The organism is Streptomyces rugosispiralis (assembly GCF_024505145.1).
Classification (GTDB): Bacteria; Actinomycetota; Actinomycetes; order Streptomycetales; family Streptomycetaceae; genus Streptomyces; species Streptomyces rugosispiralis.
In genome coordinates, this window is the sequence record NZ_JANIAA010000003.1 from 19122 (window position 1) to 43467 (window position 24346).

The following is a 24346-nucleotide window of genomic DNA, read 5'->3' on the forward strand; positions in this document are numbered from 1 at the left end:
CTGCCAGTTGGACAGATCGAAGGCGTGTCCGCTTGATGCAGGGAGTCCCTTACGGTCCGTGATCAGGAGTTGTCGGGTAATTCCCCGACTTACCCCCCACCGCTCGGCACCCCTCCCCGGCCACCACTTGCGACCATTCGGTCGCGCTTGGCTTGTTTTCCCCTCCCCAGGGGAACCCGTGGTCGGTGCCATTCGTGATCCAACGGGGCACACTAGGGGGGCATACGACCCAAGTCCCGCTATCTGACTCGGCCGCGCCGGGGCAGAGCATGGAAAGGGGTGGGAGCGTCATGGACGCGGTGGACAAGGATCGCGACATCCCGGCGCACGGGGTCCGGCCGTTGTGGACCGAGGAGCCGGCGCGCAGGCGTCGGCTGCCCGATCCCGTCCGTACGGCGGCGGTGCGGTCGGTCATCATCATCGCCGTGACTCTGGTGGAGGTGATGGTCGCTCTGCTGTGCACCCTGGCGGGCTCCTGGTCCGCCTTCCCCGTCGTGCTCGCCACGGTGGCGAGCACGGTGGTGGCGACCTGGGGGGTGCTGGACGTGTGGGTGACCCGGCAGGTCTGGCGCCAGCGCTACGGAGTGGTGTCCCGGCCCAGCAGCACGGCCCGCGAGATGCGCCGCCGGGAGCGGGCCCGTGAGGCGGATCCGACGGTCACCTCCCGGCCGGCTGCGGAGCGCGGGCCAGCTCGCGGCGCAGCCGCGTGAAGGGCCGGGGCCGGTCCATGCCGAGGGCGGCGGTGGGAATCCCGTCCCGTTCGTAGACGGCGAGGAAGCCGCCGCCGTCGGCAGGGTCCCCCTCGAGGATCCGGACCGTGTCCCCGGGTTCGCGCCGCCCGGCGTACTGGATGCGCGTGCCGTACTGGTCGGACCAGAAGTAGGGAAGCGCGTCGAAAGGTTCGATGGTGGACCCGGCGAGCAGATTGCGGGCGGCCACCTCGCCCTGGAGCATGCCGCTGGTCCAGTGCTCGGCCCGGACGGTGCCGGCGGCGCCCGGCCGGTCCAGCCGGGCCACGTCCCCGACGGCCACCACGTTGGGCAGCGCGGTGACGCAGCCCTCGTCGCACCGCACCCCGTCGTCCAGGGCCAGACCGGAGCCTTCCAGCCATCCGGTGACGGGGCGCACCCCGACGCCGACGACCACCACATCGGCGGGCAGCACCCGCCCGTCGGTGAGCTCGACGCCGGTGACCCGGCCGGTGCCGCGCAGACCGGCCACGCCGGTGCCGCACAGCAGAGTGGCCCCGCCCCGCGTGTGCAGCCCGGCGCACACCCGGGCCATCTCCTCGCCCAGTTGGGGCACCAGCGGCAGCGGCGCGGCCTCCACGACGGTGACGTCGAGCCCGAGGGCGGCGCAGGAGGAGGCCACCTCGGCGCCGATGAAGCCCGCGCCGATCACCACCGCCCGTGCGGCGCCCGCCCGCAGCTCGGCGCGGAGCCGGAGCGCGTCGTCGAGGGTGCGCAGGGTGTGCACCCCGTCCAGCGGCGGGAGGGGCAGCGTTCTGGGCGTGGCGCCGGTGGCGATGACGACGCCGTCGGTGCGCAGGGCGCGGCCGCCGGTGAGACGGATCTCCCCGGCCGCGGTGTCCAGCGCCTCGGCCCGGACGCCGAGCAGCCACTCGGCGTCCAGTTCGGCCTCCTCCTCGGGGTCGGCGAGGGCCAGCGGCCCCGGACCCTCGCCCGGGTCGCCGTCCCCGGTCAGGAACTCCTTGGACAGCGGCGGGCGGTCGTAGGGGCGGTGGCGCTCCTCGCCGACGACGACCAGCCGCCCCTCGTACCCCTGGGAGCGCAGGCCCCGCGCCGCGTGCAGACCCGCGAGCGAGGCCCCGACCACGGTGACCGTCCCGACCGCCGTCATGCCACGGCTTCTTCCGGCGCCGCGTGCACGGGCTGACCGGGAACGATCTGTGTCGCGGGGTGGACATACAGCATTCCGTCCACGACCGTGACAGCGTGGGTCCGTACGGGCTTGCGGGCGGGCAGACAGGTCGGCTCGCCGGATCGCAGATCGAACAGCGCGGCGTGCAGCGGGCATTCCACGTAGCAGCCTTCCAGCCACCCGTCGGAGAGGGAGGCGTCCTGGTGGCTGCAGGTGTCGTCGATGGCGTAGAACGCACCGTCGGTGTGGAACACCGCGATCGGCGCGGTGGCGTCGCCGGCCTCGATACGCACCGACTCACCCTCCGGCAGGTCCTCGATACGGCAGACGGGAATCATTGGCCCCCCTCACGTTGATCGGTATCATGCGTTGTGGATAGTGCACTGAAAAGCGCGATGCGCAACAGAATCCAGATCGGGAAGGCAGCCGTCAAGAGTTCCCCGGCCCGAGGGGCCCCACGCAGAGCCGCCGGATGGTGAGATCAGAACCATGACGAACACGACCGAGGATCGGGCCGAGGAGAAGCGGGGGGCCGCCGGGGCAGTGCAGTCGGTGGACAGGGCGGTCAGCGTCCTGGAGATCCTTGCCAGACTCGGCGAGGCCGGAGTGACCGAGATCGCCGACGAGCTGGGGGTCCACAAGTCGACCGCCTTCCGGCTGCTCGGCGTACTGGAGAACCGCGGACTCGTCGGGCAGGAGCGGGACCGGGGGAAGTACTACCTCGGCGCCGGGGTGCTCAGACTCGCGGGCGCCGCCGCCATCCGCCTCGACATCTCGCAGGAGGGCGCCCCGGTGTGCCGGGCGCTGGCCGACGAGACCGGCGAGACGGCCAATATCGCCGTCCTGGACGCGGACGCGGCGGTCAACATCATGCAGGCGCGCGGCGCCGCCGCGGTGACCGCCTTCAACTGGCTGGGACGGCGCACCGCGCTGCACGCGACCGCGAGCGGCAAGGTGCTGCTCGCGCATCTGTCGGGCGAGCGCCGGGAGCGGCTGGTGACGCGGAAGCTGCCGCGGTTCACCGAGCACACCATCACCACCTCCGCCGAGCTGCGGCAGCAGCTGGAGACGGCGGCCGAGCGCGGGTTCGCCTACTCCTGCGAGGAGCTGGAGATCGGGCTGAACGCGGTGGCGGCGCCGGTGCGCGGCCACGACGGCGCGGTCATCGGGGCGATCGGCGTCTCGGGACCGGCGTACCGGATGGCGCAGAGCCGACTGCCCGATCTGGCCGAGTACGCCGTGAAGACCGCCGAGGAGCTGTCCCGACGGATGGGCTTCCCCGGCTGAGCCAACCCACCACACCACCCACCCGACGAGGGGGCCGGATGACTCCGGCCCCCTCGTCGCGTCCGTGCCCAGGCGTTCCGCGAAGCGTGCGAGCTACGCGAATTCCCCCGTCACCGCCGGTTCACAGACGGATTACGCGCACCCCTTGACCACACGGGGCGGCGACTTTCAGGATGTCTCTCATCGCGCAACACACCGCGCTATACGCAACTGGGGGGTAACCGGCGGCCGTTGAACGGCCTCGGTATCACCCTCCTTCGAGGCAGTCATGCCAGCTCCCGTGCACCGGTCCCTGCGATCGCAGGAGAACAGAGGAGTGAGCCATGCCGCAAGAAGCCCGCGCCGTCGTCGCGGTCAAAAAGGGCGCCCCGGTGGAGGTGGTGCCCGTTCTCGTGCCCGAGCCCGGCCCCGGTGAGGTGCTGGTGGGAGTGCAGGCGTGCGGGGTGTGCCACACCGACCTGCACTACCGGGACGGCGCGATCGGTGACGAATTCCCGTATCTGCTCGGGCATGAGGCGGCCGGAATGGTCGAGGCCGTGGGCCCCGGCGTCGCCGCGCTCGCCCCGGGTGACTATGTGGTCCTGGCCTGGCGGGCGCCGTGCGGCGGCTGCCGCTCCTGCCGCCGGGGCCGCCCGTGGTACTGCTTCGACAGCCGCAATGCCGCCCAGCCGATGACCCTGACCGACGGCACCCCGCTCAGCCCGGCGCTGGGCATCGGCGCGTTCGCCGAGAAGACGCTGGTCGCGGCCGGGCAGGCGGTGAAGATCGACCCCTCGGCACCGCCCGAGGCGGCGGGCCTGATCGGCTGCGGGGTGATGGCCGGGTACGGCGCCGCCGTACACACCGGCGGGGTGTCCAACGGCGACACGGTCGCGGTCATCGGCTGCGGCGGCGTCGGCAACGCCGCGATCGCCGGGGCCTCGCTGTCCGGGGCGCGCCGGGTGATCGCCGTGGACATCGACGACGCCAAGCTGGACGCGGCGACCCGCTTCGGCGCCACCGACACCGTCAACTCCCGTGGTACGGACCCGGTCGAGGCGGTGCGCGAGCTGACCGGGGGCTTCGGCGCGAATGTGGTCATCGACGCGGTGGGCCGCCCCGAGACCTACACCCAGGGCTTCTATATGCGCGATCTGGCCGGGGTGCTGGTGCAGGTCGGGGTGCCGGATCCGGAGATGCGCATCGATCTGCCGCTGATCGATCTGTTCTCGCGGGGCGGCGCGCTCAAGTCGTCCTGGTACGGCGACTGCCTGCCCAGCCGGGACTTCCCGGTCCTGGTCGACCTCCACCTCAGCCGCAAGCTGGATCTGGACGCGTTCGTCAGCGAGACGATCACGCTGGACGAGGTCGAGGCCGCGTTCGCGAAGATGCAGCGCGGCGAGGTGCTGCGGTCGGTGGTGGTCCTGTGAGCGGGGGGCACCTCCCAGCGGTAGCTGGGGGAGTACGCGCGGCCGCCGGGCCGCAGACGACAACGAAGCCCGCACCTGCGCCGCGCGGGCGGAGAAGCGAACAAAAGGGTGCTGTGAACACTCGAACCAACCGAGTTGTGATCGTCGGTGCGGGCATCGTCGGCTGCTCGCTCGCCGATGAACTGACCGCCCGCGGCTGGCGGGACGTCACCGTCCTGGAGCAGGGCCCGCTGCTCGCCCCCGGCGGCTCCACCTCGCACGCCCCCGGCCTGGTCTTCCAGACCAGCCCCTCCAAGACCCTGACCGACCTCGCCCGGTACACCGTGGAGAAGTTCTCCTCCCTCGAGGTCGACGGGCTGCCCTGCTTCAACCCGGTGGGCGGTCTGGAGATCGCCACCAGCGAGGAGCGCTGGGCCGATCTGCACCGCAAGGCCGGTCTCGCGGCCTCCTGGGGCGTACGGGCCGAGCTGATCGGCCCGGCCCGGTGCGCCGAGATGTGGCCGATGCTGGACCCGGAGCGGATCCTCGGCGGCCTCCACACCCCGGACGACGGGCTGGCTCGGGCGCTGCTCGCGTCCCGCGCCCAGCTGGAGCGGGCCACCGCGCACGGCGCCCGGTTCCTGGACCGGCACACCGTGACCGCGATCGAGCGGGAGGGCGGCCGGGTGACCGCCGTCGTCACCGACCGGGGCACCTTCCCGGCGGACATCGTGGTCTCCGCCGCCGGCTTCTGGGGCCCGCTGATCGGCGCGATGGCGGGGGTGCCCGTCCCACTGCAGCCGCTGGCCCACCAGTACGCCAGGACCGGGCCGCTGCCCGAGCTGGCGGGGGTGAACGACCCGCGTACGGAGGCGAGCAAGCCGATCCTGCGGTTCCAGGACCGCGACCTGTACTACCGCGAGCACACCGACCGCATCGGCATCGGCAGCTACGCCCACCGTCCGCTCCCCGTGGACCCGGCGCGGCTGCCCGCGTACGACGACGCGCCGGTGATGCCGTCCTCGCTGCCGTTCACCCCGGAGGACTTCGCCCCCAGCTGGGAGGAGAGCGTCCAGCTGCTCCCCGCGCTCGGCGCGAGCCGGATCGAGGAGGGGTTCAACGGCGTCTTCTCCTTCACCCCCGACGGTATGCCGGTGATCGGCGAGTCCCGCGAGGTGCGCGGCTTCTGGCTGGCCGAGGCGGTGTGGGTGACCCACTCCGCGGGCGTCGCCCGGGTCCTGGCCGAGTGGATGACGGACGGACGGCCGGGCATGGACGTCCATGAATGCGATCTGTACCGCTTCGAGGACGCCCAGCGCTCCCCCGCCTACGTCACCGAGCGGGGGCAACAGAACTTCGTCGAGGTCTACGACGTCATCCATCCGCTGCAGCCGATGGAGCAGCCCCGTCCGCTGCGGGTCAGCCCCTTCCACGTCCGGCAGCGGGAGCTGGGCGGGTACTTCCTGGAGGCGGCGGGGTGGGAGCGGCCGCACTGGTACGAGGCGAACGCCCCGCTCGCCGAGTCCGTCGAACTGCCCCCGCGCGACGCCTGGTCGGCCCGCTACTGGTCGCCGATCGCCGCCGCCGAGGCCAGGGCCACCCGGGAGCGGGTCGCGCTGTACGACATGACGCCGCTCAAGCGGCTGGCGGTCACCGGGCCCGGGGCGCTGGACTTCCTCCAGCGCATGACCACCAATCAGCTGGCGAAGAAACCCGGCGCGGTCACCTACACCCTGCTGCTGGACGAGGCCGGGGGCATCCGCAGCGACCTCACCGTCGCCCGGCTCTCCGAGCACCACTTCCAGGTGGGCGCCAACGGCGGGCTGGACCTGGACTGGCTGCTGCGCCACGCGCCCGAGGGGGGCACCTCCCAGTCGAAGACCGGGGGAGTGCATGTCGCGGACATCACCCCGGGCACCTGCTGCGTCGGGGTCTGGGGCCCGCTGGCCCGGGAGCTGGTCCAGCCGCTGACCCGCGACGACTTCTCGCACGAGGCGTTCGGCTACTTCAAGGCCAGGCAGACCTATATCGGCCATGTCCCGGTGACCGCGATGCGGCTGAGTTACGTGGGCGAGCTCGGCTGGGAGCTGTACACCACCGCCGACATGGGCCTGCGGCTGTGGGACACCCTGTGGGAGGCCGGACAGCGCCACGGGGTGATCGCCGCCGGGCGCTCGGCCTTCAACAGCCTGCGGCTGGAGAAGGGCTATCGCGCCTGGGGCCATGACATGACCACCGAGCACGATCCCTACGAGGCCGGGGTCGGCTTCGCCGTCCGGATGGACAAGGGCGACTTCCTCGGGCGCGCGGCGCTCGAGGGCCGCTCCGAGGAGACGGCGGCGCGCAGGCTGACCTGTCTCACCCTGGACGACCCGGCCGCGGTCGTCATGGGCAAGGAGCCGGTGTACGCCGATGGCGTCCCGGCGGGCTATGTGACCAGCGCGTCCTACGGCTACACCATCGGCCGGACCGTCGCCTACGCCTGGCTGCCCGCCGCGGCCGCGGTGCCCGGCACCGCCGTCCACATCGAGTACTTCGGCGAGAAGGTGCCCGCGACCGTCGCCGCCGAGCCCCTCTTCGACCCGCGCATGGAGCGCATCCGCCGCTGACACCGAGCGCCGCGAGAGCCGGAAACGACCGCTTGGCGGCCCCCTTGGCACGCGCCGGTGCCACCGCCCACCCCATCGAGCTCTTCGACCCCCGCCGGCCGACCGCCGCGACCGCCTGATGAGGAGAACCCATGACCGTGGCTCCCGAGTCCCCCGCCATCACGCCCCCCAGTCTGCTCGCCACTCTCCCCGGCCACTGGTACACCGCTCCCGGGGTCTTCCGCCGGGAGCAGGAGCACCTGTTCGAGGCCATGTGGTTCTGCGCGGTGCGCGGGGCCGACCTGGACCGGCCGGGCGCCTTCCGCACCGTGCGGATCGGCCGGGAGAGCGTGCTGATCACCCGCAACCGGCGGGGTGAACCACGGGCGTTCCTCAACATCTGCCGTCACCGCGGCGCCCGGCTGTGCACCGAGGAGTCCGGTACGGTGCGGCGCTCGCTGCAGTGCCCGTACCACGCCTGGACCTACGACCTGGACGGCCGGCTCACCGCCGCCCCCAACCTATCGAAGATGCCCGATGTCGACCGGGCCGAGCGTGGACTGGTGCCGGTACGGCTTCGCGAATGGCTCGGCTATGTCTGGGTCTGCCTGGCCGAGGAGCCACCGTCGTTCGAGGAGACGGTCATCGGGGCGGTGGCCGAGCGGCTCGGCGACACGGACTCCGTGGAGCGCTACGGCGTGGCGGGGCTGGCGCTGGGCCGCCGGATCTCGTACGACGTCAAGGCCAACTGGAAGCTGATCGTCGAGAACTTCATGGAGTGCTACCACTGCGCGACGATCCACCCCGAACTCACCGAGGTGCTCCCGGAGTTCGCGGACGGGCTGGCGGCGCAGTACTTCGTCGGACACGGCGCGGAGTTCGCCGAGGAGGCCCGGGGGTTCACGGTGGACGGCAGCGAGGGGTTCGGCCGGTTCGCGGGGATCGCCGACGAGCAGGACCGCCGCTACTACGCGATCACGGTACGGCCGCAGGTCTTCCTCAATCTGGTCCCCGACCACGTGATCATGCACCGGATGTTCCCGCTCGCCCCCGATCGCACGCTGGTCGAATGCGATTGGCTCTACGCACCCGAAGTGGTGGCGTCCGAAAGGGATCTGTCGAAGTCGGTGGAGCTGTTCCACCGGGTCAACACCCAGGACTTCGACGCCTGTGAGCGCACCCAGCCCGCCATGGACTCCCGCGCCTACCGCGACGGCGGGGTGCTGGTCCCCAGCGAACACCACATCGGCGCCTTCCACCGATGGGTGACCGACCACGTCCCGACCCCGGAAGCGGAGGAATGCCCGTGACGGACCTCTTCATCGGTGGCCAGTGGACCGGCTCGATCGACGAGCGCACCCGGGAGATCCGCTGCCCGGCCGACGGATCGCTGGTGGCGGTCGTCGACGAGGGCGGCGGCAAGGACGCGGCCGAGGCGGTGGCCGCCGCCCGGCTGGCGTTCGACCAGGGGCCCTGGCCCCGTACCCCGGTCGGGGCGCGTGGCGATCTGCTGCTGCGCGTCGCCGGTCTGGTGGAGCGCGACAAGGCCGCACTCGCCCGCGCCGAGTCCCTGGACACCGGGAAGCGCCTGGCCGAGAGCGACGTCGACATCGACGGTGTGGTGGCGTGCTTCCGCTACTACGGGCAACTGGTGCGCACCGAGGCGGACCGGGTCGTGGACACCGGCAGCGAACACGCCGTCAGCCGGGTGGTCTATGAACCGGTCGGGGTCTGCGCGCTGATCACGCCGTGGAACTATCCGCTGCTGCAGACCGCGTGGAAGGTCGCGCCCGCGCTCGCCGCGGGCAACACCTTCGTACTGAAGCCCAGTGAGCTCACCCCCAGCACCGCGATCGCCCTGATGCGGCTGCTGGCGGAGGCCGGACTGCCGGACGGGGTGGCCAATCTGGTGCTCGGCCCGGGCGCCGAGGCCGGGGCCCCGCTCACCGACAACCCCGATGTGGACATGGTGTCCTTCACCGGGGGCCTGCGGACCGGGCGCCGGATCATGGCCGCGGCCGCGGGCACGGTCAAGCGGACCTCGCTGGAACTGGGCGGCAAGAACCCCAATGTGGTCTTCGCCGACGCGGACTTCGACACGGCCGTGGACTACGCGCTCACCGCGGTCTTCCTCCACTCCGGACAGGTCTGCTCGGCCGGGGCCCGGCTGCTGGTGGAGGACCCGGTGCACGACGCCTTCGTCGAGGAGGTGGTGCGCCGGGCCCGCGGGATCCGGCTCGGCGGGCCGTTCGACGAGCGGGCCCAGACCGGACCGCTGATCTCGGCCGCGCACCGGGCCAAGGTCGAGGCGTATGTGGCGGCCGGGCTCGCGGAGGGCGCCCGGCTGCGCTGCGGCGGCACCCGCCCCGACGATCCGGCCCTGGCCGACGGCTACTACTTCCTGCCGACCGTCCTCGACCGCTGCCACAGCGGGATGTCGGTGCTGGCCGACGAGTCCTTCGGGCCGGTGCTCACGGTGGAACGTTTCGCCGGTGAGGACGAGGCCGTGCGGCTGGCCAACGACACCGTGTACGGGCTCGCCGGGGCCGTATGGTCCGGTGACGAGGGGCGGGCGCAGCGGGTGGCCTCGCGGCTGCGGCTGGGCACCGTGTGGATCAACGACTACCACCCCTGTCTCCCGCAGGCGGAGTGGGGCGGGTTCAAACAGTCCGGGACGGGGCGGGAGTTGGGGCCCAGCGGGCTCGCGGAGTACCGGGAGGCCAAGCACGTCTGGCGCAATACGCGGCCACGGCCGCAGGGCTGGTTCGCCTGACCGGGGAGTCCACCCCGGCTCTGAGTCCGGGACGGGGCCGGGGCGGGGACGTGGGACCGGGGCGAGGCGGGGATGCGGACCGGGCCGGGGCGGACGGTCGCACCGGCCGCCACCCACACCGATGTGGCCTCATCGCCCGATCCCTCGGTGACGGGCCGGCCGGTTGCCCTCACCGCCACCGTCTCGGCCGTCTCCCCGGGAGCCGGAACCCCCACCGGAACCGTCACCTTCGACCCCGGCGCCGGCAGCCCCGCCGTCACCGCGCCCATGACCGCGGGCGTGGCCACCGTCACCCACGTCTACACCGACGGCGCCGGCAGCCCGTACACCATCACGGCCACCTACGACGGCGACGCGGACTTCCGCACGTCCCTCGGCACCGGCACCCAGACCGTGGGCCGCGCCTCGACCACCGTCGCCGTCAGCGATCTGCCGGACCCGTCGGTCACGGGCCGGCCGGTGACGTTCCTCACGAGGGTGGCACCGGTCGCCCCGGGCGCGGGCGCGCCCACGGGCATCGTGACCTACGACTTCGGCGACGGCACACAGGCGGTCGACGTCCCGGTGGCGGACGGTGTGGCGACGGCCGTGCACACCTACGCCACCGCGGCGGGCAGCCCGTACACGGTCACCGCCACCTACGGCGGGAACGCCCACTTCATCGGCTCGGTGACCACGGAAACGCACCTCGTCCAGCGGGCCTTGTCGGCGACGACGGTCAACTCGCCGCCGAATCCCTCGGTCACCGGTCAGCCGGTGACCGTCACCGCCGCCATCGCGGCCGTCGCGCCCGGAGCCGGCACCCCCACCGGCACGGTCGCCTTCGACTTCGGCGACGGGACGGGGGCCGTCACCGCGCCGGTCACCGGCGGGGTGGCGACCACCACCCACGCCTACACCACCAGGACCGGCAGCCCCTACACGGTCACCGCCACGTACAACGGGGACACCGACTACGCGGCCTCCACCGGCACCGACACCCAGACCGTGAGCCGGGCGGCCACCACCACGACCGTGGTCTCGGCGCCGGATCCCTCGGCGACCGGGCAGTCGGTGACCCTCACCGCCACCGTGGGGTCCCTCTCCCCCGGCGCCGGAACCCCGACCGGCACGGTGACCTTCAGCTTCGGCGACGGCACGGGCAACAGCACCGTGGCCCTCTCCGGCGGCGTCGCGACCGTCAACCACACCTACACCACCAGGACCGGCAGCCCCTTCTCCATCACGGCCACGTACAACGGGGACACCAACTTCAGCGCGTCCAGCGGCACCGACACCCAGACCATCAACAACAAGGCCGCGACCACCACCACGGTGATCTCGACCCCCGACCCCTCGGTGGTGGGTCAGCCGGTGACCATCAGGGCGACGGTCCCGTCCGCGTCCGGGACCCCGGTCGGGGCGGTCACCTTCTTGTTCGGCGACGGCACCAGCACCGCCGTGGGCATCCTGTCCGGCGGCGTCGCGACCGTCACCCACACCTACACGACCACCACCGGGAGCCCGTTCACCATCACGGCCGGCTACAACGGGACCGAGAACTTCGCCACGTCCAGCGGCACGGACAGCCAGACCGTGAACATGGCGGCCACCACCACGGCCGTGGTCTCCTCCCCGAACCCTTCCCTGGTGAGCGATCCGGTGACGGTCACCGCGACCGTGTCCCCCGTCGCCCCCGGCACGGGGACGCCCACCGGGACCGTCACCCTGGCCATCACCGACCGCACCCCCGTGGTGGTGACACTGGTGAACGGCACCGCCTCCGCGACGTTCAACCCGCTGCAGAAGGGGACCCACACCGTCACCGCCAACTACAACGGCGATATCAACTTCGCGTCCTCCTCGGCTGCCATCACCCAGACGGTGAACACCGGTTCGGGGTAGCCCTCCGTGCTCACGTCCGGTCCGCCGCCCCGTCGGACGCCTCCGCGTCCGCCTCGGGGCGGCGGTACATCCGGGTGGCGGTGATCTGGCCGTGGACCTGCTGCTCCGCCTCCGGCTCCCGGACCGGCAGCCCCGGCCGCAGATGCTCCTCGACGCTGATGTACTTCAGTCCGGCCCGCAGATCCGCGTCATTGCGCAACCGGATCACCAGCGGGAACTCGGCCAGCGCCGTGGTGTCGAACAGCCCCGTCGTATAGAGCAGCTGCACTCCCAGCGCGTCCGCGACCGCCCGCTGGAGCTCCAGCAGATAGGTGGCGTTGGCGCGGCCGATGGGGTTGTCGAGGAAGAGGGTGCCCGCGTGGCGGTGCTTGTCCCGGCCCCGGTCGTTGCTGCGCAGGGCCGCCATCGTGCAGTACAGCGCGATGGCGGCGGTCAGCAGCTGGCCGCCGGAGAACACATCGCCCATCTGCCCCACCGGCACCCGCTCGGCCCGCAGCACCGCGTCCGGCTTGAGGATCTCCACCGCCACCCCGCGCGGCTGGAGCGCGGCATGGACCCCCCGCAGCAGCAACGACATGCCGTCCCGGCGCAGATCGGAGTTCTTCCGGACGGCGGAGCGCGTCGCCTCGTCGATGACCTCGCCGAGCCGCTCGGTGAGCGTGGCCTGGTCGGGGTCCTCGAAGCGGATCCGCAGGAACTCCTGGCCCGACCATTCGCCGAGCCCCTCCGGGAGCCGGGAGAGCCGCTGCGCCGAACGCAGCGTGGCCAGGCAGGACTCGACCAGGCCGCGCAGCCGGTCCACGATCGAGTCGCGGTTGCGCTCCAGCTGCTCCAGCTCGTCGGTGAGCACGCGCAGCCGGGGCGCGAACGCCTCGGCCCAGGCGGTGGCGTGCTCGGGCAGGGCGGCCGCGGGGAGCTCCCGGATCTGCTGGCGGGCGGGGGTGCGCACCTGCTCGTAGCGGGTGGAGTTGGCGTGCCGTACGAGGACGTCACTCGCCTCCCGCACCGAGGACTCGGCCGCCGACAGATCGGCGGCGCAGCCGCGCAGTGAGCGGCGGGTCTCGGCGGCTGCCTGGCGGGCCTCGGCGAGTTCCCCGGCGTACGGCTCGGGCCGCTCGCCGTCGTCCTCCGCGCCGGGGCCGTCCCGCAGCAGATCCCGCAGCAGGGCGGCGGTCTCGTCGAATCCGCCCGCCGCGTCCTCGGCGGCGCGGTGGGCGCGCACCAGGTCGGAGTGGGCGGTACGGGCGGTGTCCAGGGCGTCCGTACGGGCGGCCAGTTCGCCGTTGGCGGTGCGCAGCAGCTCCTTCGCCTGCTCGGCGTCGGCCGGGGCCAGCTCCTCCGGCAGCTCGGTGTGGGCGTCGCCGTCGGCGGGGGCGAGCCGCTCGGCCTCGCCGCGCAGCCGGCCGAGCTGCTCGCTCGCCGCCGACGCGCGGCTCTCCAACATCTGGACCAGCGATTCGGCGCGGGCGGCGGCGGCCTGCCGGGAGGGGCCGTCGGCGCCGTCGGTGCCCTCCAAGAGCTGGGCTGCGCGGGTGCGGACCTTGTTGGTGAGCCGGTCGAGGGTGGCGAGGGCCGCGCTCTCGTCGCTCTCGGCGCGGGCCTGTTCGGCCCGGAGGTCGGCGCCGACGCCGACCTTCTCGTAGACCTGGGAGGCGGCGCGGTACGCCTCGCGGAGCGCGGGCAGCGAGGCGGAGGGCGGCTCGGTGTCCTCGCCGAGGTCGTCGGGGGCGCCCGCGATCTCCGCGCGCTCGGCGCGCAGGGCGCGGGCGGTACGGTGCGCGTCGTCGGCCGCTCGCTGGGCGGCGCGCCGGTCCTCGTCGGCGGCGCGGGCCCGGTCCACGCAGCCCGCGGCGCGCTCCTCGTACTCGGCGGCCTCCTCGGCCAGTTCGCGCAGCCGGGTCTGCCAGGTGGCGCGCTCCCGCAACCGGTACGCCAGACCGGCCAGCGCGTCCGCCACCCGGCGGGCCCGCTGTGCCGCCTCCTGGCGCTCGTCCCGGACGCGGGCGGCCTCGGTGGCGGCCTCGTCGGCCTCCGCGCGGGCCGTGCGGGCCTCCACGAGGTCGCTCTGCGCGGTGTCGGCGGTCTCCCGGGCGGTCTCGGCCGCGGCCGCCAGCTCGGCGAGCCGCCCGGACGGGCAGCCGGTGCGCCAGGAGGCGAGCCGCGCGGACAGCGCCCGGTCCCCGGCCAGCCGGGCGGCGAGCGCCCTGATCTCCTCGTCCCGCGCGGTGGCACGGGCCCGCAGCCCGCGCCGCTCGTCGTCGGCGGCGCGCTCGTCGTGCATCGCCGGGTTCGGCGGCACGAGGAAGACCCCGCTGTCCTCGGCGCCGGGCGCGGGCGTCGGCGCGAGCAGCGCGGCCGACGTCCCGACGGCCACGGCGGACCGCGGCAGCAGCGACGCCTGGCCGAGCACCTCACGGGCGCGGGCGTGGGTGCCCGGGTCGGTGATGACGACCCCGTCCACCAGCTCGGGCCGGGCCGCGAGCACGGCGGCGTGGTCGACGGGGTCCACGGCCTGGGCGAGATAGCGCCAGCCGGGAAGCGCGGGGATGCCGTGCTCCCCGAGGAACTCGACGGCGGCCAGCACATCGGCGCTGGGCGGCAACAGCCCCCCGTCACCGAGCGCCCCCAGGATTCGCGCGTCCTCGGCGGCGGCGGTCCGCAACTCGAACAACTGCCGCTCGGCGGAGCCCACACTCTCCTCGAGCAGCTCCCGCAGCGCCTCGGCGTTCCGGTCCAGCTCCTCGGCGGTGAGCGGCCCGTCCGCGAGGGGCCGCGGGGCGGGCGACATGCGGTGGCCGCGGTCGCCTTCGGGTTCGGGTTCGCCGCCGGGCTCGGGGCTCCAGCAGTCGGAGTCGTCGGTGGCGGAGTCGGTCCGGGTCACGTCGGCACCGCCGGTATCGGTGTCGGCCTCCCCTTCGGCACGGCCGTCGTCACCGTCCCCGACCCGGGCCGACACCTCTCCGGACGGCCGGGACTCGGCCGCCACAACCCGGGCGCCGCCGCGCGAGCCGCCCGGCGGGGCCGCGTGGGCGACGTCGGCGGAGTCCGTGACGGCCTTACCGCCGTCGCGGTGGGAATCGGCCGCCCCGGCCGGGGCGCCGCCGCGCGGGCCGTCATCGCCCGACGGATCGTCCTCGACCTCGTCGATCCGAACCGTCACCCGCCCCGTGGGCCGCGCCTCCGCCGCGAGCGGACGCCGCTGGGGCGACTCTCCGGGGCCCGCCTCCGCGTCCTCCGCGGACACCCCTCCATGTCGAGCGGGGCGCGTCTCCTCCGCCTCATCCACCGGTCCGGCATCCCTCCGCGCACCGGCGGCGGGGGCGGAGCCGTCCGCCGGCGCCTCGCCCACCGGGCACGGCTCGCCGAGCGCGCGGGAGGCGGCAACGCCGTCACCGCTCGCCGGGCCGGAGGCGGGACCCCGCCCGGCGTGATCCTCTCCGGTGAGGCGTTCGCGGGTGTCGGTGGGGGGCTCCTCGGGGGCGTAGGCGTGGTCCGAGGGGGCGGGAGCGTCGTCCAGGGGGATCGCGGAGGGGTCCGCGCGGAAGGCGGCGGGGAGTTGGGAGAGGCCGACGTCGTCCGCGTCCTCCTCGTCCACGTGGACCGTGATCCACCCGGTCCGGTCGGCGTCGGTCGGCAGGGCGCGGGTACCTCGGCGGCCCACACCGTCCGTATCCGGAACGCGTACCGTCACCCCGCGCGCCGGGCGCGCGTCCGCCGGTGCCGGGCGGGTGGCGGCGCCGCGTGGGGCGGGGACGGCGGCGGAGGGCTGCGGCAGGCCCAGCAGTTCGACCAGGCGCTGCTCCGCGCCCAGCGCCTCCGCGGCGCGCCGTTCCGCGTCGTACGCGGACTCCGCGGCTCGGGCCGCGTCCGCCGCTCGCGCCGCGGCCAGTTCGGCGCGGGCCTCCTCCGCGGCGGCCGACTTCGCGTGGTCGGCGGTGCGCCGGGCGGTCTCGCGGGCCTCGTCGAAGGCGGCGACCGTGGTCTTCTCGGCGTCGCTCGCGGCGAGCGCGGCACGGGCCGGGTCGGCGTCGGGGGCGGAGTCGTCGAGCCATCCGGCGCGGACGGCCTCGGCGGTCTCCTGCTCGACCTCGGCGAGCCGCTGACGCAGATGCTCGGCGTCGCTGCGGGCGCGCTGGGCCGCGGTGGCGGCGGAGGTGGCGTCGCGGTGGGCGGCCTCGCCCGCCTCCTGGAGCCCGGCCGAGCGCTCCTCCTCCTCGTTGGCGACCCGCTCACCGTCCTCCGCCGCCGCGTGCAGGGCGCGGACGAGGTCGGCGGCGGCCTTGGCGCGGGCGGCGAGCGCGGGGGCCGCGTCCCGCTCGGCCTCGCGGATGGCGGCGGCCACGCGCGCGGAGCGGTCGGCGGCGGCGCGGTGGCGCAGCACGGTCTCGGCGGCCTGCCAGGCGGAGTGCAGGGTGCGGGCGTCGTTCAGCTCGCGGCGCTGCGCGGCGGCGCCCTTCTCGGCGGCGGCGAGCGCCAAGGAGGCATGCCGGTAGGCGAGTTCGGCGGCGACGAGATCGCTGCGGCCGCGCGCCCCCTCGGCGTCGGTGACGGCCTCGGCGGCGGCGGCGACCCGCTCGGCGAGCTCGGCGGCCCGCGCCCGCTCCTCCGCGCCGCGCGCGGACAGCCGCCGGGCGAGCGTACGGGTGCGGCGCTCGGCGCCCGCGTGCACACCGCGGGCCTGCTCACGCCGGTCCGCGGCGTCCGCGATGCGCTGGAGCAGATCGAGCGAACCGGCGGTGAAGTCACGCTCGGCGGTCAGCTCGGCGCGGCGGCCCAGCTTGTGGGCGAAGCCGTGGACGAGGTCGGCGAGCCCGTCGGTGTCGCGGGTGTCGGTGACGGCGCGCAGCAGGAGGTCGGTGAAGTCGGAGTCGTTCTTGACCGCGAAGAGCCCGGCGGCCTCGCCCTCGTCGGCGTTCATCTCCCGCTGGTAGCGGAAGAGTTCGGGGTCGAGGCCGAGTTCGCCGAGGTGTTCGTTCCAGCGCTCGTGGATCTCCACCCAGACCATGTCCAGATGCGGATACGTCTTGACGGCCTCCGTAAGGGCGTCACGGAAGCCCTTCATGGTGCGGCGGCGGCCGCGGGCGGTGGAGGCGCCGTCGACGGCGGGCCGCACCGCAGCGGACTCGGCCACCGGCAGCGAGTCCAGGCTCATCCCGGGGCCGGGCCGGAAGGAGTACCACGCCTCGGCGAACTTCCGCGGGTCGTTGGAGACCTGACGGCCGCGCCACTCGCTGACCTTGCCGACGACGACGGTCTCACCGGTGACGGTGTGCTGCCACTCCAGCGCGACATGCCCGCAGTCGTCGGCGAGCAGGAACTTGCGCAGCACACCGGAGCTGGCCCCGCCCAGGGTGTTGCGATGGCCGGGCAGCATCACCGAGAAGATCAGCTTGAGCAGGACGGACTTGCCGCCGCCGTTCTCCAGGAAAAGCACCCCGGCGGGGGCGGGGCGGCGCGGCGGGCCGACCGGCTCCTCCTCGAAGAACTCCGCCTGGGTGGGCGCGGGGCTGGGCACCGGCTCGCCGACTCCGCGCAGGTCCAGCACGGTGTCGGCGTACCGCGCACCGGCCGGCCCGATGGAGTAGAGGCGGATCCGGGACAGCTCGTACATGGCGGCGGACTCTCGTTGTCGGAAGGTGTGGTGGTGTCGGGCGGTGGGGGCCGGGAGTCGGGTTCAGGAGTGGAAGGGGAGACCGGCGTCGGCCACCAGGTCGAGGTCGTCGCCCTGGTCGGGGGGCAGCAGGGTGGCGCTGCCGTCGCCGACGGGGACGACGCCGAGCTCCAGCAGCTCGGCCATGGCGGCGGAGGCCGCCATGTCGCGCACCTGGAGCTGGTAGCGGGCGGTCGTGCGGTAGGTGCCGCCGGATTCGTCGCCGGTGCGCTGGAGGAAGCCGGAGTCGACCAGGAAGGCGACGGCCTTGCCGACGATGCCGGTGGTGGAACCGGCGAGCCTGCGCGCGTCCTTGGTGGCGCCGGTCGCGCTGCGCCGGGCGTAGACCCGCCAGGCGGATTCCAGCATGGGCGCACCGGTGGCGGGGTCGGTGTTCTCCCCCTGCTCCTCGGCGCGCTCCTCCAGCCGCCGGCACGCCTGGCGGACGAAGGCGTCGACGCCGTTGACGGTGACGCGGCCGATATAGCCGTCGTCGGCGAGGTCCTCGGGGCGGGGGAACGCCAGGGCGGCGACGGCGAGATGGGCGAGGCCGTGCAGAAAGCGGTCGGCGGAGTCGGTGGCGGCGCGGCGGGCGTAGTCGCCCATGCGGACGGCGAAGACGGAGTCCTCGGCGGCGGTCACCGCCATTCCGGCGCGGGTCGACACCTCCAGCACGATGAGCCCGAGCCCGGCGGCGATGGCGTCGGTGAGGCGCGCGAACGCCGGTTCGTCGCGGTGGCGGCGCAGCAGCTCGGAGTATTCGACGTCCCGCGCGGGCAGCAGCTTGGGCTGGAGCCCGAAGGCCACCAGCCGCGCGGCGTCGGCCGCGTCGGCGGGCGTCAGCCCGGCCGCCGCCGGGGCGGGCGCCGCGTCCGGCGGTGTCATCTCGTCGATGTCGTATTCGGTCACGGCTGAACCTCCTCGCCTGGGGCGTACTCGTCGATCGCGGTCATCACGCCACCTCCGCGCGGTCGGCCGCCATACCGACCGCGTCCAGCAGGGCGGTGCCCACTATCAGGTCGGCGCCGCCGAATTCGGGGTCGTCCAGCTCGGTGCCGTCGTCCACGGCGAACAGCAGCCGCTGCTCGCCCTGGCGGTAGGCGGTGCCGACCGGGGGGCTGGCGGCGTGGACGGCGAGGAGGGCGATCAGATAGGGCAGCTCGGGGTCGCGGCGGCGGGCGTCGGCGAGCAGCCCGGACAGCCGGCGCGGGGCGTCCGCGGGCAGTTCGAGCAGTTCCATGGCGACCGCCAGCTGCTCCTCGCTGAACCGGCTGTCGTCGGGGGTGGCGATGAGATCGGGCTCGGGCATCTCGGCGCCGAGGTGCTCCCGCTCCACGGGCGGGGTGAGCAGCATCTCGACCAGGTCGCTCATCCGCACCGAGGTCGGGGTGCGCAGCCCGGTGCCGCGGGCGAAGAACGCGTCGGTGACCCGGCCCGCGCGCTCGAGGGGCAGCGGGAGGACGGGGGCCAGCAGCTGTCCGTACAGGTCGTAACCGGAGCGCGGGGCCGGGGGCGCGAAGGCTTGCCGGTCCTGCTCGGCGCGGAACAGCGGACCGGCCTCCAGCAGCCGGGACTGCAGCTGGGTGTGGCGCCGGATGCAGTCCTTGACGATGTCGACGAGCTCGGCGGCGCGGCGTTTGTGCTCGGCGCTCTCGGCCTCGTCGCGCGCCTTGCGGATGTTGGTGAGGATCGCGTTCTCGTGGCGGTAGCGGTCGGCGACGTGGTCGAGCGCCTCGCTGATCAGCTCGGGGACGGTGCTCAGCCAGTCGACGGCGCGGACGTTGCGCCGGGTGGCGTCGAGGGTGCGGCGCAGCGTCTCCGAGTACTGCACGGTGCGGTAGCGGGCCTGCTCGGCGGCGAGTTGGGCGTCGGCGAGGCGGCCCCGGCTGATCAGGACCTCCAGCTTGACCTCGGCGGCGATCTGGGCGCTGGTGACGTCCGTGTCGAGGGCGCCGACCAGCACGTTGACCGCCTCGTCGGTGGTGCGCAGATAGACGCTGCCGCCGGGCCCCGGCACCTCCTCGATCAGCTTGAAGTCGTAGTCCCTGCGGACATACACCCCATCAGGCCCGAACGTGCCGTAAACGGCGCGGAAGCCGCGGTCCACACTGCCGACGTTGATCAGGTTCTCCAGCACCCAGCGGGCGACCCGGTCGTGCTCGGCGGCGGGGCGCCCGGGGGCCTGGGCCGCCACCCGGGGCAGCAGCCTGGCCACTATCTGCTCGTGGTCGGCGCCGGTGTCGAAGTCCATGTGGAGCGTGACGAGGTCGATGGCGGCGAGGGCGACCTCCGCCATCGCGTACACCCCGTACTCCCCCGCGAGGTTGGCCTTGCGCGCGTCCAGGTCGTGCAGCGGCGCGGTGCAGGCGAGCGCACGCAGCCGCCGGGCCAGGCCCTCGTCGGCGGCCGGGCCCGGGGCCGGCCGGGCGGCCCCTTCAGCGGTGTTGAGCTGGGGCGCGGCGGCCCCCGGGGGTGGAGATGTCACGTCGCACAGAGTAGGCGGTCGCACCGACAACGTACGAAACGGCACGGAGATCCCGCTATGGCATACCAAGTCCCCCGCGCGTGCACGCGCGTACACCGGCGCGTCCCCCGCACCTCACCGAGCCGTCAGTCTACGGCTCACCGGCCGGTGGTCCGTCCAGGGCGAGCGCGGCGAAGGTGGCGAGCCAGTGGTCGCCGGTGAAGTCCCCGGAGACGGTGGCCGGGAGCCCGGCGGCCAGATGGTCACGGGCCGCCGTCCGCAGCACGTCCGCCCGTGGATCGCCGTGCGGCAGGGCGGTGGCCAGCCGGCGGAGCGCGGCGGCCCGGCTGAGGACGAGGCCGAGGAGGTGACCGATCTGCGGATCGGTGGGGTCGGAGACGATGGGCGGGGTGAGCACGGTGACCGGCGCGCCCCATTCGACGCCGGGAAGGAAGCGTTCCAGCCAGCGCGCGAACTCCTCCTCCGGCAGCACCCGGCAGACCGCCTCGGCCTCGGTGAGCGCGGGCGAGAGGAAGTCCTGCCCGGAGGGCTCCCAGTGGACGGGGGCGTCGTGGTCGTCGGCGAACCAGTCGACGACGGCCTCGGTGACCGGTTCGACGATCCCCTTGGCGCCCGCGGCGGCCGCGCTGTCCAGGACCAGGCCCAGGGCGAAGGCGCTGTTGGTGTGGACGCCGTGCCGCACCGGGTAGGTGGCGCGTTCCAGCCATCCGCCCAGCAGTGCGCAGACGGCGTCGGCGGCCGGTTCCAGGGCCTCGGCCCAGCGCTCGCCCGCGGGCCCCGGCAGGCTCCGGCACTCGGCGGTCAGCGCCAGCAGCCAGGCCCATCCGTAAGGGCGCTCGAAACCGGGACGGGCCCGCAAACAGCCAGCCCCGGCGCGAGGTAACCGGCTGTACCAGCAGCCAGTGCATGTGACTCCGCTCCCCATCCGAAGGAGGGGGCTTCCAACCCAAATGTTGCGGTCCAGCCCGAACCGATCCCTTCCGGGACGGAAGGAAAATACCATAGATCCCGACAAGCGATTCCCCACCGGCTGAAGACGGTGGCCCTCTCGCAAGGAGACTGGTTGGCGGTGGCGAGGGCGGCGAACCGGGCCGCGTACCGGCCGAGTTCGCTCCCCGTCCCGTCCGGCTCGCCCCGCTCGTCCGGTTCGTCGAATTCATCAGGCGCGTTCAATGCGTTGCCCCCTCGGCGACGCGCAGATCGGTCCGGGTGCTCACGGCCGCCCCGATGATCGCCCGCAGCGCGTCGGCGGCCATGGCGGCGGGCAGTGCGGGTTCCGCCCCGTCCACGACCTGTTCGGGCGCGTACGGGAGATGGACGAAGCCGCCGCGCAGCGCGGGCCGCTCGGTGGCGATGAGATGGGCCAGACCGTAGAAGACGTGGTTGCACACAAACGTTCCGGCAGTCTGCGAGACGGCGGCCGGAATTCCCGCCTCGCGGACGGCCGCGACACACGCCTTGACGGGCAGGGACGCGAAGTAGGCGGCGGGGCCGCCCTCGACCACCGGTTCGTCGATGGGCTGCCGTCCGGCGTTGTCGGGTATCCGGGCGTCGTCCACGTTGATCGCGACCCGCTCGACGGTGACACCGGGACGGCCACCCGCCTGGCCCACGCACAGCACCAGGTCGGGGTCGGCCTCCGCCACCGCGGCGGACAGTTCCTCGAGGGCGGTGCCGAAGACGCAGGCGAGTTGTACCGCCGTGACCTCGGTGCCGGGCGGCGGATCGGCGGCCACCAGGGACACGGCCTGCCAGGACGGGTTGTTGGCCGAGCCCGCGAAGGGTTCGAAGCCGGTGAGAAGCACACGGGTCACAGCAGCGGCCCCCTTCAGAAGGCGAACAGCGAGATGATGGCGATGTTGCAGACCAGCAGCGCCCCGGCGGTGGGGATCTGCGCCTTGATGGGCCCGTACTGGTCCTTGAGTTCCAGCAGGGCGGCGGGCACCAGATTGAAGTTGGCGGCCATGGGTGTCACGAGCGTGCCGCAGAATCCGGCCAGCATGCCGACCGCGAGGACGACGGGCGCGTCCCCGTGCATCTGCTGGATGAGCACGGGCCAGCCGATGGCGGCGGTCATCACCGGGAAGGCGGCGAAGGCGTTGCCCATGATGACGGTGAACAGGGCCATTCCCACGCAGTAGACGGCCACGGCGACGTACTTCTGGCCCTCCGGCAGCACCTGTTCGGTGATCTTGCCGACCTGGGTGCCGACTCCCGCCTCCTGGAAGATGGAGCCGAGCACGGCGAGCAACTGGGGCAGCAGCAGCGCCCAGCCCATGGACTCCAGCAGGCTCCGGCCGGCGTGCAGCGGCACCGCGGGCCGCCGCTCGCGCACCACGACCATGCCGACCACCAGCCCGGCGATCGCGCCGAAGCCGAGGCCGAGGATGGTCTCGCTGCCCGCCTCCAGGACCGGTTCGCCCCCGATGTGCCAGTGCTTGACGGCCGAGGCGCAGACGACGGCGACCAGCGGGATGGTGAGCGCCGGGACGAACAGTTTGCTGCCGAGCCGGGCGGCGGACGCGGTGCGCTGCTCGGGCGTGGTGGTGCGCGGCACACCGCGCCCGGTGAGCTGGAAGCCGCCCAGACAGACCATGGCGAGGACGGCGACGCCCAGCGGTTCGGCCGGGGCCTTCTTCTCCACCACCCAGCTGCTGTAGAAGAAGCAGCCGCCGAGCAGCCCCCAGAAGGCGGCCGAGCCCAGGCGCTTGGGGTTGGTGCGGTCGACGACCATCTGGGCGGCCATGGCGAGGAAGACGGCGCCGACGAGCCAGTAGAACCACTCCGCCTTGATCACTTGGCTTCCTCCGCGGTGCGGCTGCCCTCGGCAGCGGTTCGGCCGCCGGATGCGGCGAGGTCGTGCTCCAGTGAGCGGTCCAGGCGCAGCAGCCGGAAGCCGTGGATGAGGAACGCGCAGACGGCGGTGGGGATGGCCCACAGCGCCAGCTGAAGCGGCTCCAGATGGGTGTGGTACGTGGTGTTGACGAACCCGGTGATCAGCAGGATCGAGCCGATGGCCAGGAAGCAGTCCTCGCCGAAGAACAGCCCGACCGTGTCGGCGCTGGCGGAGTACGAGCGGACGCGCTCGCGGACCCGCTCGGGCAGCGGGCCGTGGCGGCGCTCCGCGGCGCCCTCGGCCATCGGCGCGACCATCGGCCGGACGCTCTGGGCCGGGCCGCCGATGCTGGTGAGGCCGAGGGCGGCGGTGAGCTGGCGCAGCAACAGGTAGAGGGCGAGGAACCGGCCGGTGGTGAGCTTGCCGAGCCGGCCGATGAGGGTACGGGCCTGTTCCTGGAGGCCGTGGCGCTCCAGGAGGCCGATCACGGGCAGGGTGATGACGAAGATCGTCACCGAGCGGCTGGAGGCGAAGCCGTTGCCGAAGGCCGCCAGGATCTCCTGGGGCGAGAGCTTGGCCAGCAGTCCGGTGGCGATGCCGGCGACCCCCACCACCAGCAACGGGTTGCGTCGTGTGGCGAATCCGAGGATCACCACGAGGACGCCAAGGAGAACGATCATGCGTCCGGCCTTCCGCGCACAAGGACCTCACGGGGGCGTGAGGAGGGTGCACCGGAGGCTAGGCGTTCGTTCAACGATCCGACAAGAGCCTGAAACAAACTTGTTCCGGCGCCGCCGGATCGTTTACCGCCGGGAAACCCCTATCGCCGGGACATCTTCCGCCCGTAGGCATCGGCCAACTGCCCCTGGGAATCGTCCAGATAGGAGGCGAGCAGCCGCTCGGCCTCCACCGCGTCACCGCCCTGCAGCACCTCCAGGATCTGGCGGTTGCGCACCAGATAGGGGGCGTGGAAGCGGCGGGGATCGGCCATGACGTGGAACACCAGCCGCAGCTCGGCCAGCACCGCGCGCATGAGTTCGTCGGCGCGGGGGCTTCCGGCGAGGGAGACGATCGCCTGATGGAAGCGGATATTGGCGGTGGACAGGTCCTGCCAGGCCCGGTCCCGCGCGGCCCGCTCGCCCGCCAGGACCGCCGCCTCGACCGCCCGCACCTCGTACGGCGGCTCGCCCAGGCCGCGCACCGTCGCGCATTCGACGAGGCGGCGCACGCGGTAGATGTCGTTGAGGTCGTCGACCGTGACGACGCGGACGAAGACGCCGCGGTTCAGTTCGTGCACCAGCAGCCGCTCGTGGGTCAGCAGGCGGAACGCCTCCCGGAGGGTGTTGCGCGAGACGCCGAGCGCGCCGCCCACGCTGTCCTCGGACAGCCGGGTACCGGGCGGGAAGAACCCCTCGGCGATGCGGTCGCGCAGGATGTCCGCGACGCGCTCCGCCGTGCTGGTGCGCCCCAGCAGCGCCCGGTCGGCCTCGAGTCCGGCGGCGAGACCGGGGGCCGGGGCGTACCCGTCCGGCTCGGCCGGCTCCGCTGCCCCCGGCGCATCCGGCATCTCCGGC

At 73.6% G+C, this 24346-nt stretch carries 16 protein-coding genes and 1 pseudogene; 7 read left to right on the forward strand and 10 right to left on the reverse strand.

What is annotated here, in order from left to right:
• Positions 1-290: 290 nt before the first annotated feature.
• Positions 291-710: a hypothetical protein gene (locus NP777_RS06620; RefSeq protein ID WP_256649115.1), complete on the forward strand. Its 420-nt coding sequence runs from the start codon at positions 291-293 to the stop codon at positions 708-710.
• Here the strand turns inward: NP777_RS06620 and NP777_RS06625 are convergent.
• Entirely contained in the window at positions 658-1860 is a 1203-nt protein-coding gene (locus NP777_RS06625; protein WP_256649116.1) for an NAD(P)/FAD-dependent oxidoreductase, read from the reverse strand. The two genes, NP777_RS06620 and NP777_RS06625, sit on opposite strands and share 53 nt — an antisense overlap.
• Positions 1857-2219 carry a bifunctional 3-phenylpropionate/cinnamic acid dioxygenase ferredoxin subunit gene (locus tag NP777_RS06630; RefSeq protein WP_086880347.1) on the reverse strand — a complete coding sequence of 121 codons (363 nt, stop codon included), beginning with the start codon at positions 2217-2219 and terminating at the stop codon, positions 1857-1859. The genes NP777_RS06625 and NP777_RS06630 overlap by 4 nt, the downstream gene beginning before the upstream one ends.
• Positions 2220-2370: 151 nt before the next feature.
• Here NP777_RS06630 and NP777_RS06635 point away from each other — a divergent pair, with 151 nt between their 5' ends.
• From NP777_RS06635 to NP777_RS06660, 6 genes are all read left to right on the forward strand, one after another.
• Complete coding sequence (locus tag NP777_RS06635) at positions 2371-3168, forward strand: IclR family transcriptional regulator (protein ID WP_137976695.1); 798 nt, start codon at positions 2371-2373, stop codon at positions 3166-3168.
• A 323-nt stretch (positions 3169-3491) separates the two neighbouring features.
• Positions 3492-4577, forward strand: a complete 1086-nt coding sequence (locus tag NP777_RS06640; protein WP_256649117.1) for an S-(hydroxymethyl)mycothiol dehydrogenase — start codon at positions 3492-3494, stop codon at positions 4575-4577.
• Positions 4578-4690: 113 nt separating this feature from the next.
• On the forward strand, positions 4691-7165 hold the full coding sequence (locus tag NP777_RS06645) for a GcvT family protein (protein WP_256649118.1): 2475 nt from the start codon (positions 4691-4693) through the stop codon (positions 7163-7165).
• A gap of 131 nt (positions 7166-7296) precedes the next feature.
• The gene (locus NP777_RS06650; RefSeq protein WP_256649119.1) at positions 7297-8454 is read left to right on the forward strand and encodes an aromatic ring-hydroxylating oxygenase subunit alpha; all 1158 of its coding nucleotides are present in this window, start codon (positions 7297-7299) and stop codon (positions 8452-8454) included.
• Positions 8451-9917 carry an aldehyde dehydrogenase family protein gene (locus tag NP777_RS06655; RefSeq protein ID WP_256649120.1) on the forward strand — a complete coding sequence of 489 codons (1467 nt, stop codon included), beginning with the start codon at positions 8451-8453 and terminating at the stop codon, positions 9915-9917. Before NP777_RS06650 ends, NP777_RS06655 begins: the two co-directional genes overlap by 4 nt.
• 72 nt (positions 9918-9989) lie before the next feature.
• Complete coding sequence (locus NP777_RS06660; RefSeq protein ID WP_256649121.1) at positions 9990-11801, forward strand: Ig-like domain repeat protein; 1812 nt, start codon at positions 9990-9992, stop codon at positions 11799-11801.
• Positions 11802-11811: 10 nt separating this feature from the next.
• Here the strand turns inward: NP777_RS06660 and NP777_RS06665 are convergent, their stop codons facing one another.
• From NP777_RS06665 to NP777_RS06700, 8 genes and pseudogenes are all read right to left on the reverse strand, one after another.
• The gene (locus tag NP777_RS06665) at positions 11812-17412 is read right to left on the reverse strand and encodes a hypothetical protein (RefSeq protein WP_256649122.1); all 5601 of its coding nucleotides are present in this window, start codon (positions 17410-17412) and stop codon (positions 11812-11814) included.
• Positions 17413-17475: 63 nt separating this feature from the next.
• Positions 17476-18336, reverse strand: coding sequence for a hypothetical protein (locus NP777_RS06670; protein WP_256649487.1), 861 nt, complete (start codon positions 18334-18336; stop codon positions 17476-17478).
• A gap of 67 nt (positions 18337-18403) precedes the next feature.
• On the reverse strand, positions 18404-19936 hold the full coding sequence (locus tag NP777_RS06675; RefSeq protein WP_256649123.1) for a hypothetical protein: 1533 nt from the start codon (positions 19934-19936) through the stop codon (positions 18404-18406).
• A 130-nt stretch (positions 19937-20066) separates the two neighbouring features.
• Positions 20067-20804 (reverse strand): annotated as a pseudogene (locus NP777_RS06680) (DUF2891 family protein); the annotation flags it as partial.
• Between the two features lie 301 nt (positions 20805-21105).
• Entirely contained in the window at positions 21106-21750 is a 645-nt protein-coding gene (gene pcp, locus NP777_RS06685; RefSeq protein ID WP_256649124.1) for a pyroglutamyl-peptidase I, read from the reverse strand.
• Between the two features lie 14 nt (positions 21751-21764).
• Entirely contained in the window at positions 21765-22733 is a 969-nt protein-coding gene (locus tag NP777_RS06690) for a DUF979 domain-containing protein (protein WP_256649125.1), read from the reverse strand.
• On the reverse strand, positions 22730-23452 hold the full coding sequence (locus NP777_RS06695) for a DUF969 domain-containing protein (protein ID WP_256649126.1): 723 nt from the start codon (positions 23450-23452) through the stop codon (positions 22730-22732). The genes NP777_RS06690 and NP777_RS06695 overlap by 4 nt, the downstream gene beginning before the upstream one ends.
• Positions 23453-23592: 140 nt before the next feature.
• Complete coding sequence (locus NP777_RS06700; RefSeq protein ID WP_256649127.1) at positions 23593-24339, reverse strand: GntR family transcriptional regulator; 747 nt, start codon at positions 24337-24339, stop codon at positions 23593-23595.
• Positions 24340-24346: the final 7 nt, after the last annotated feature.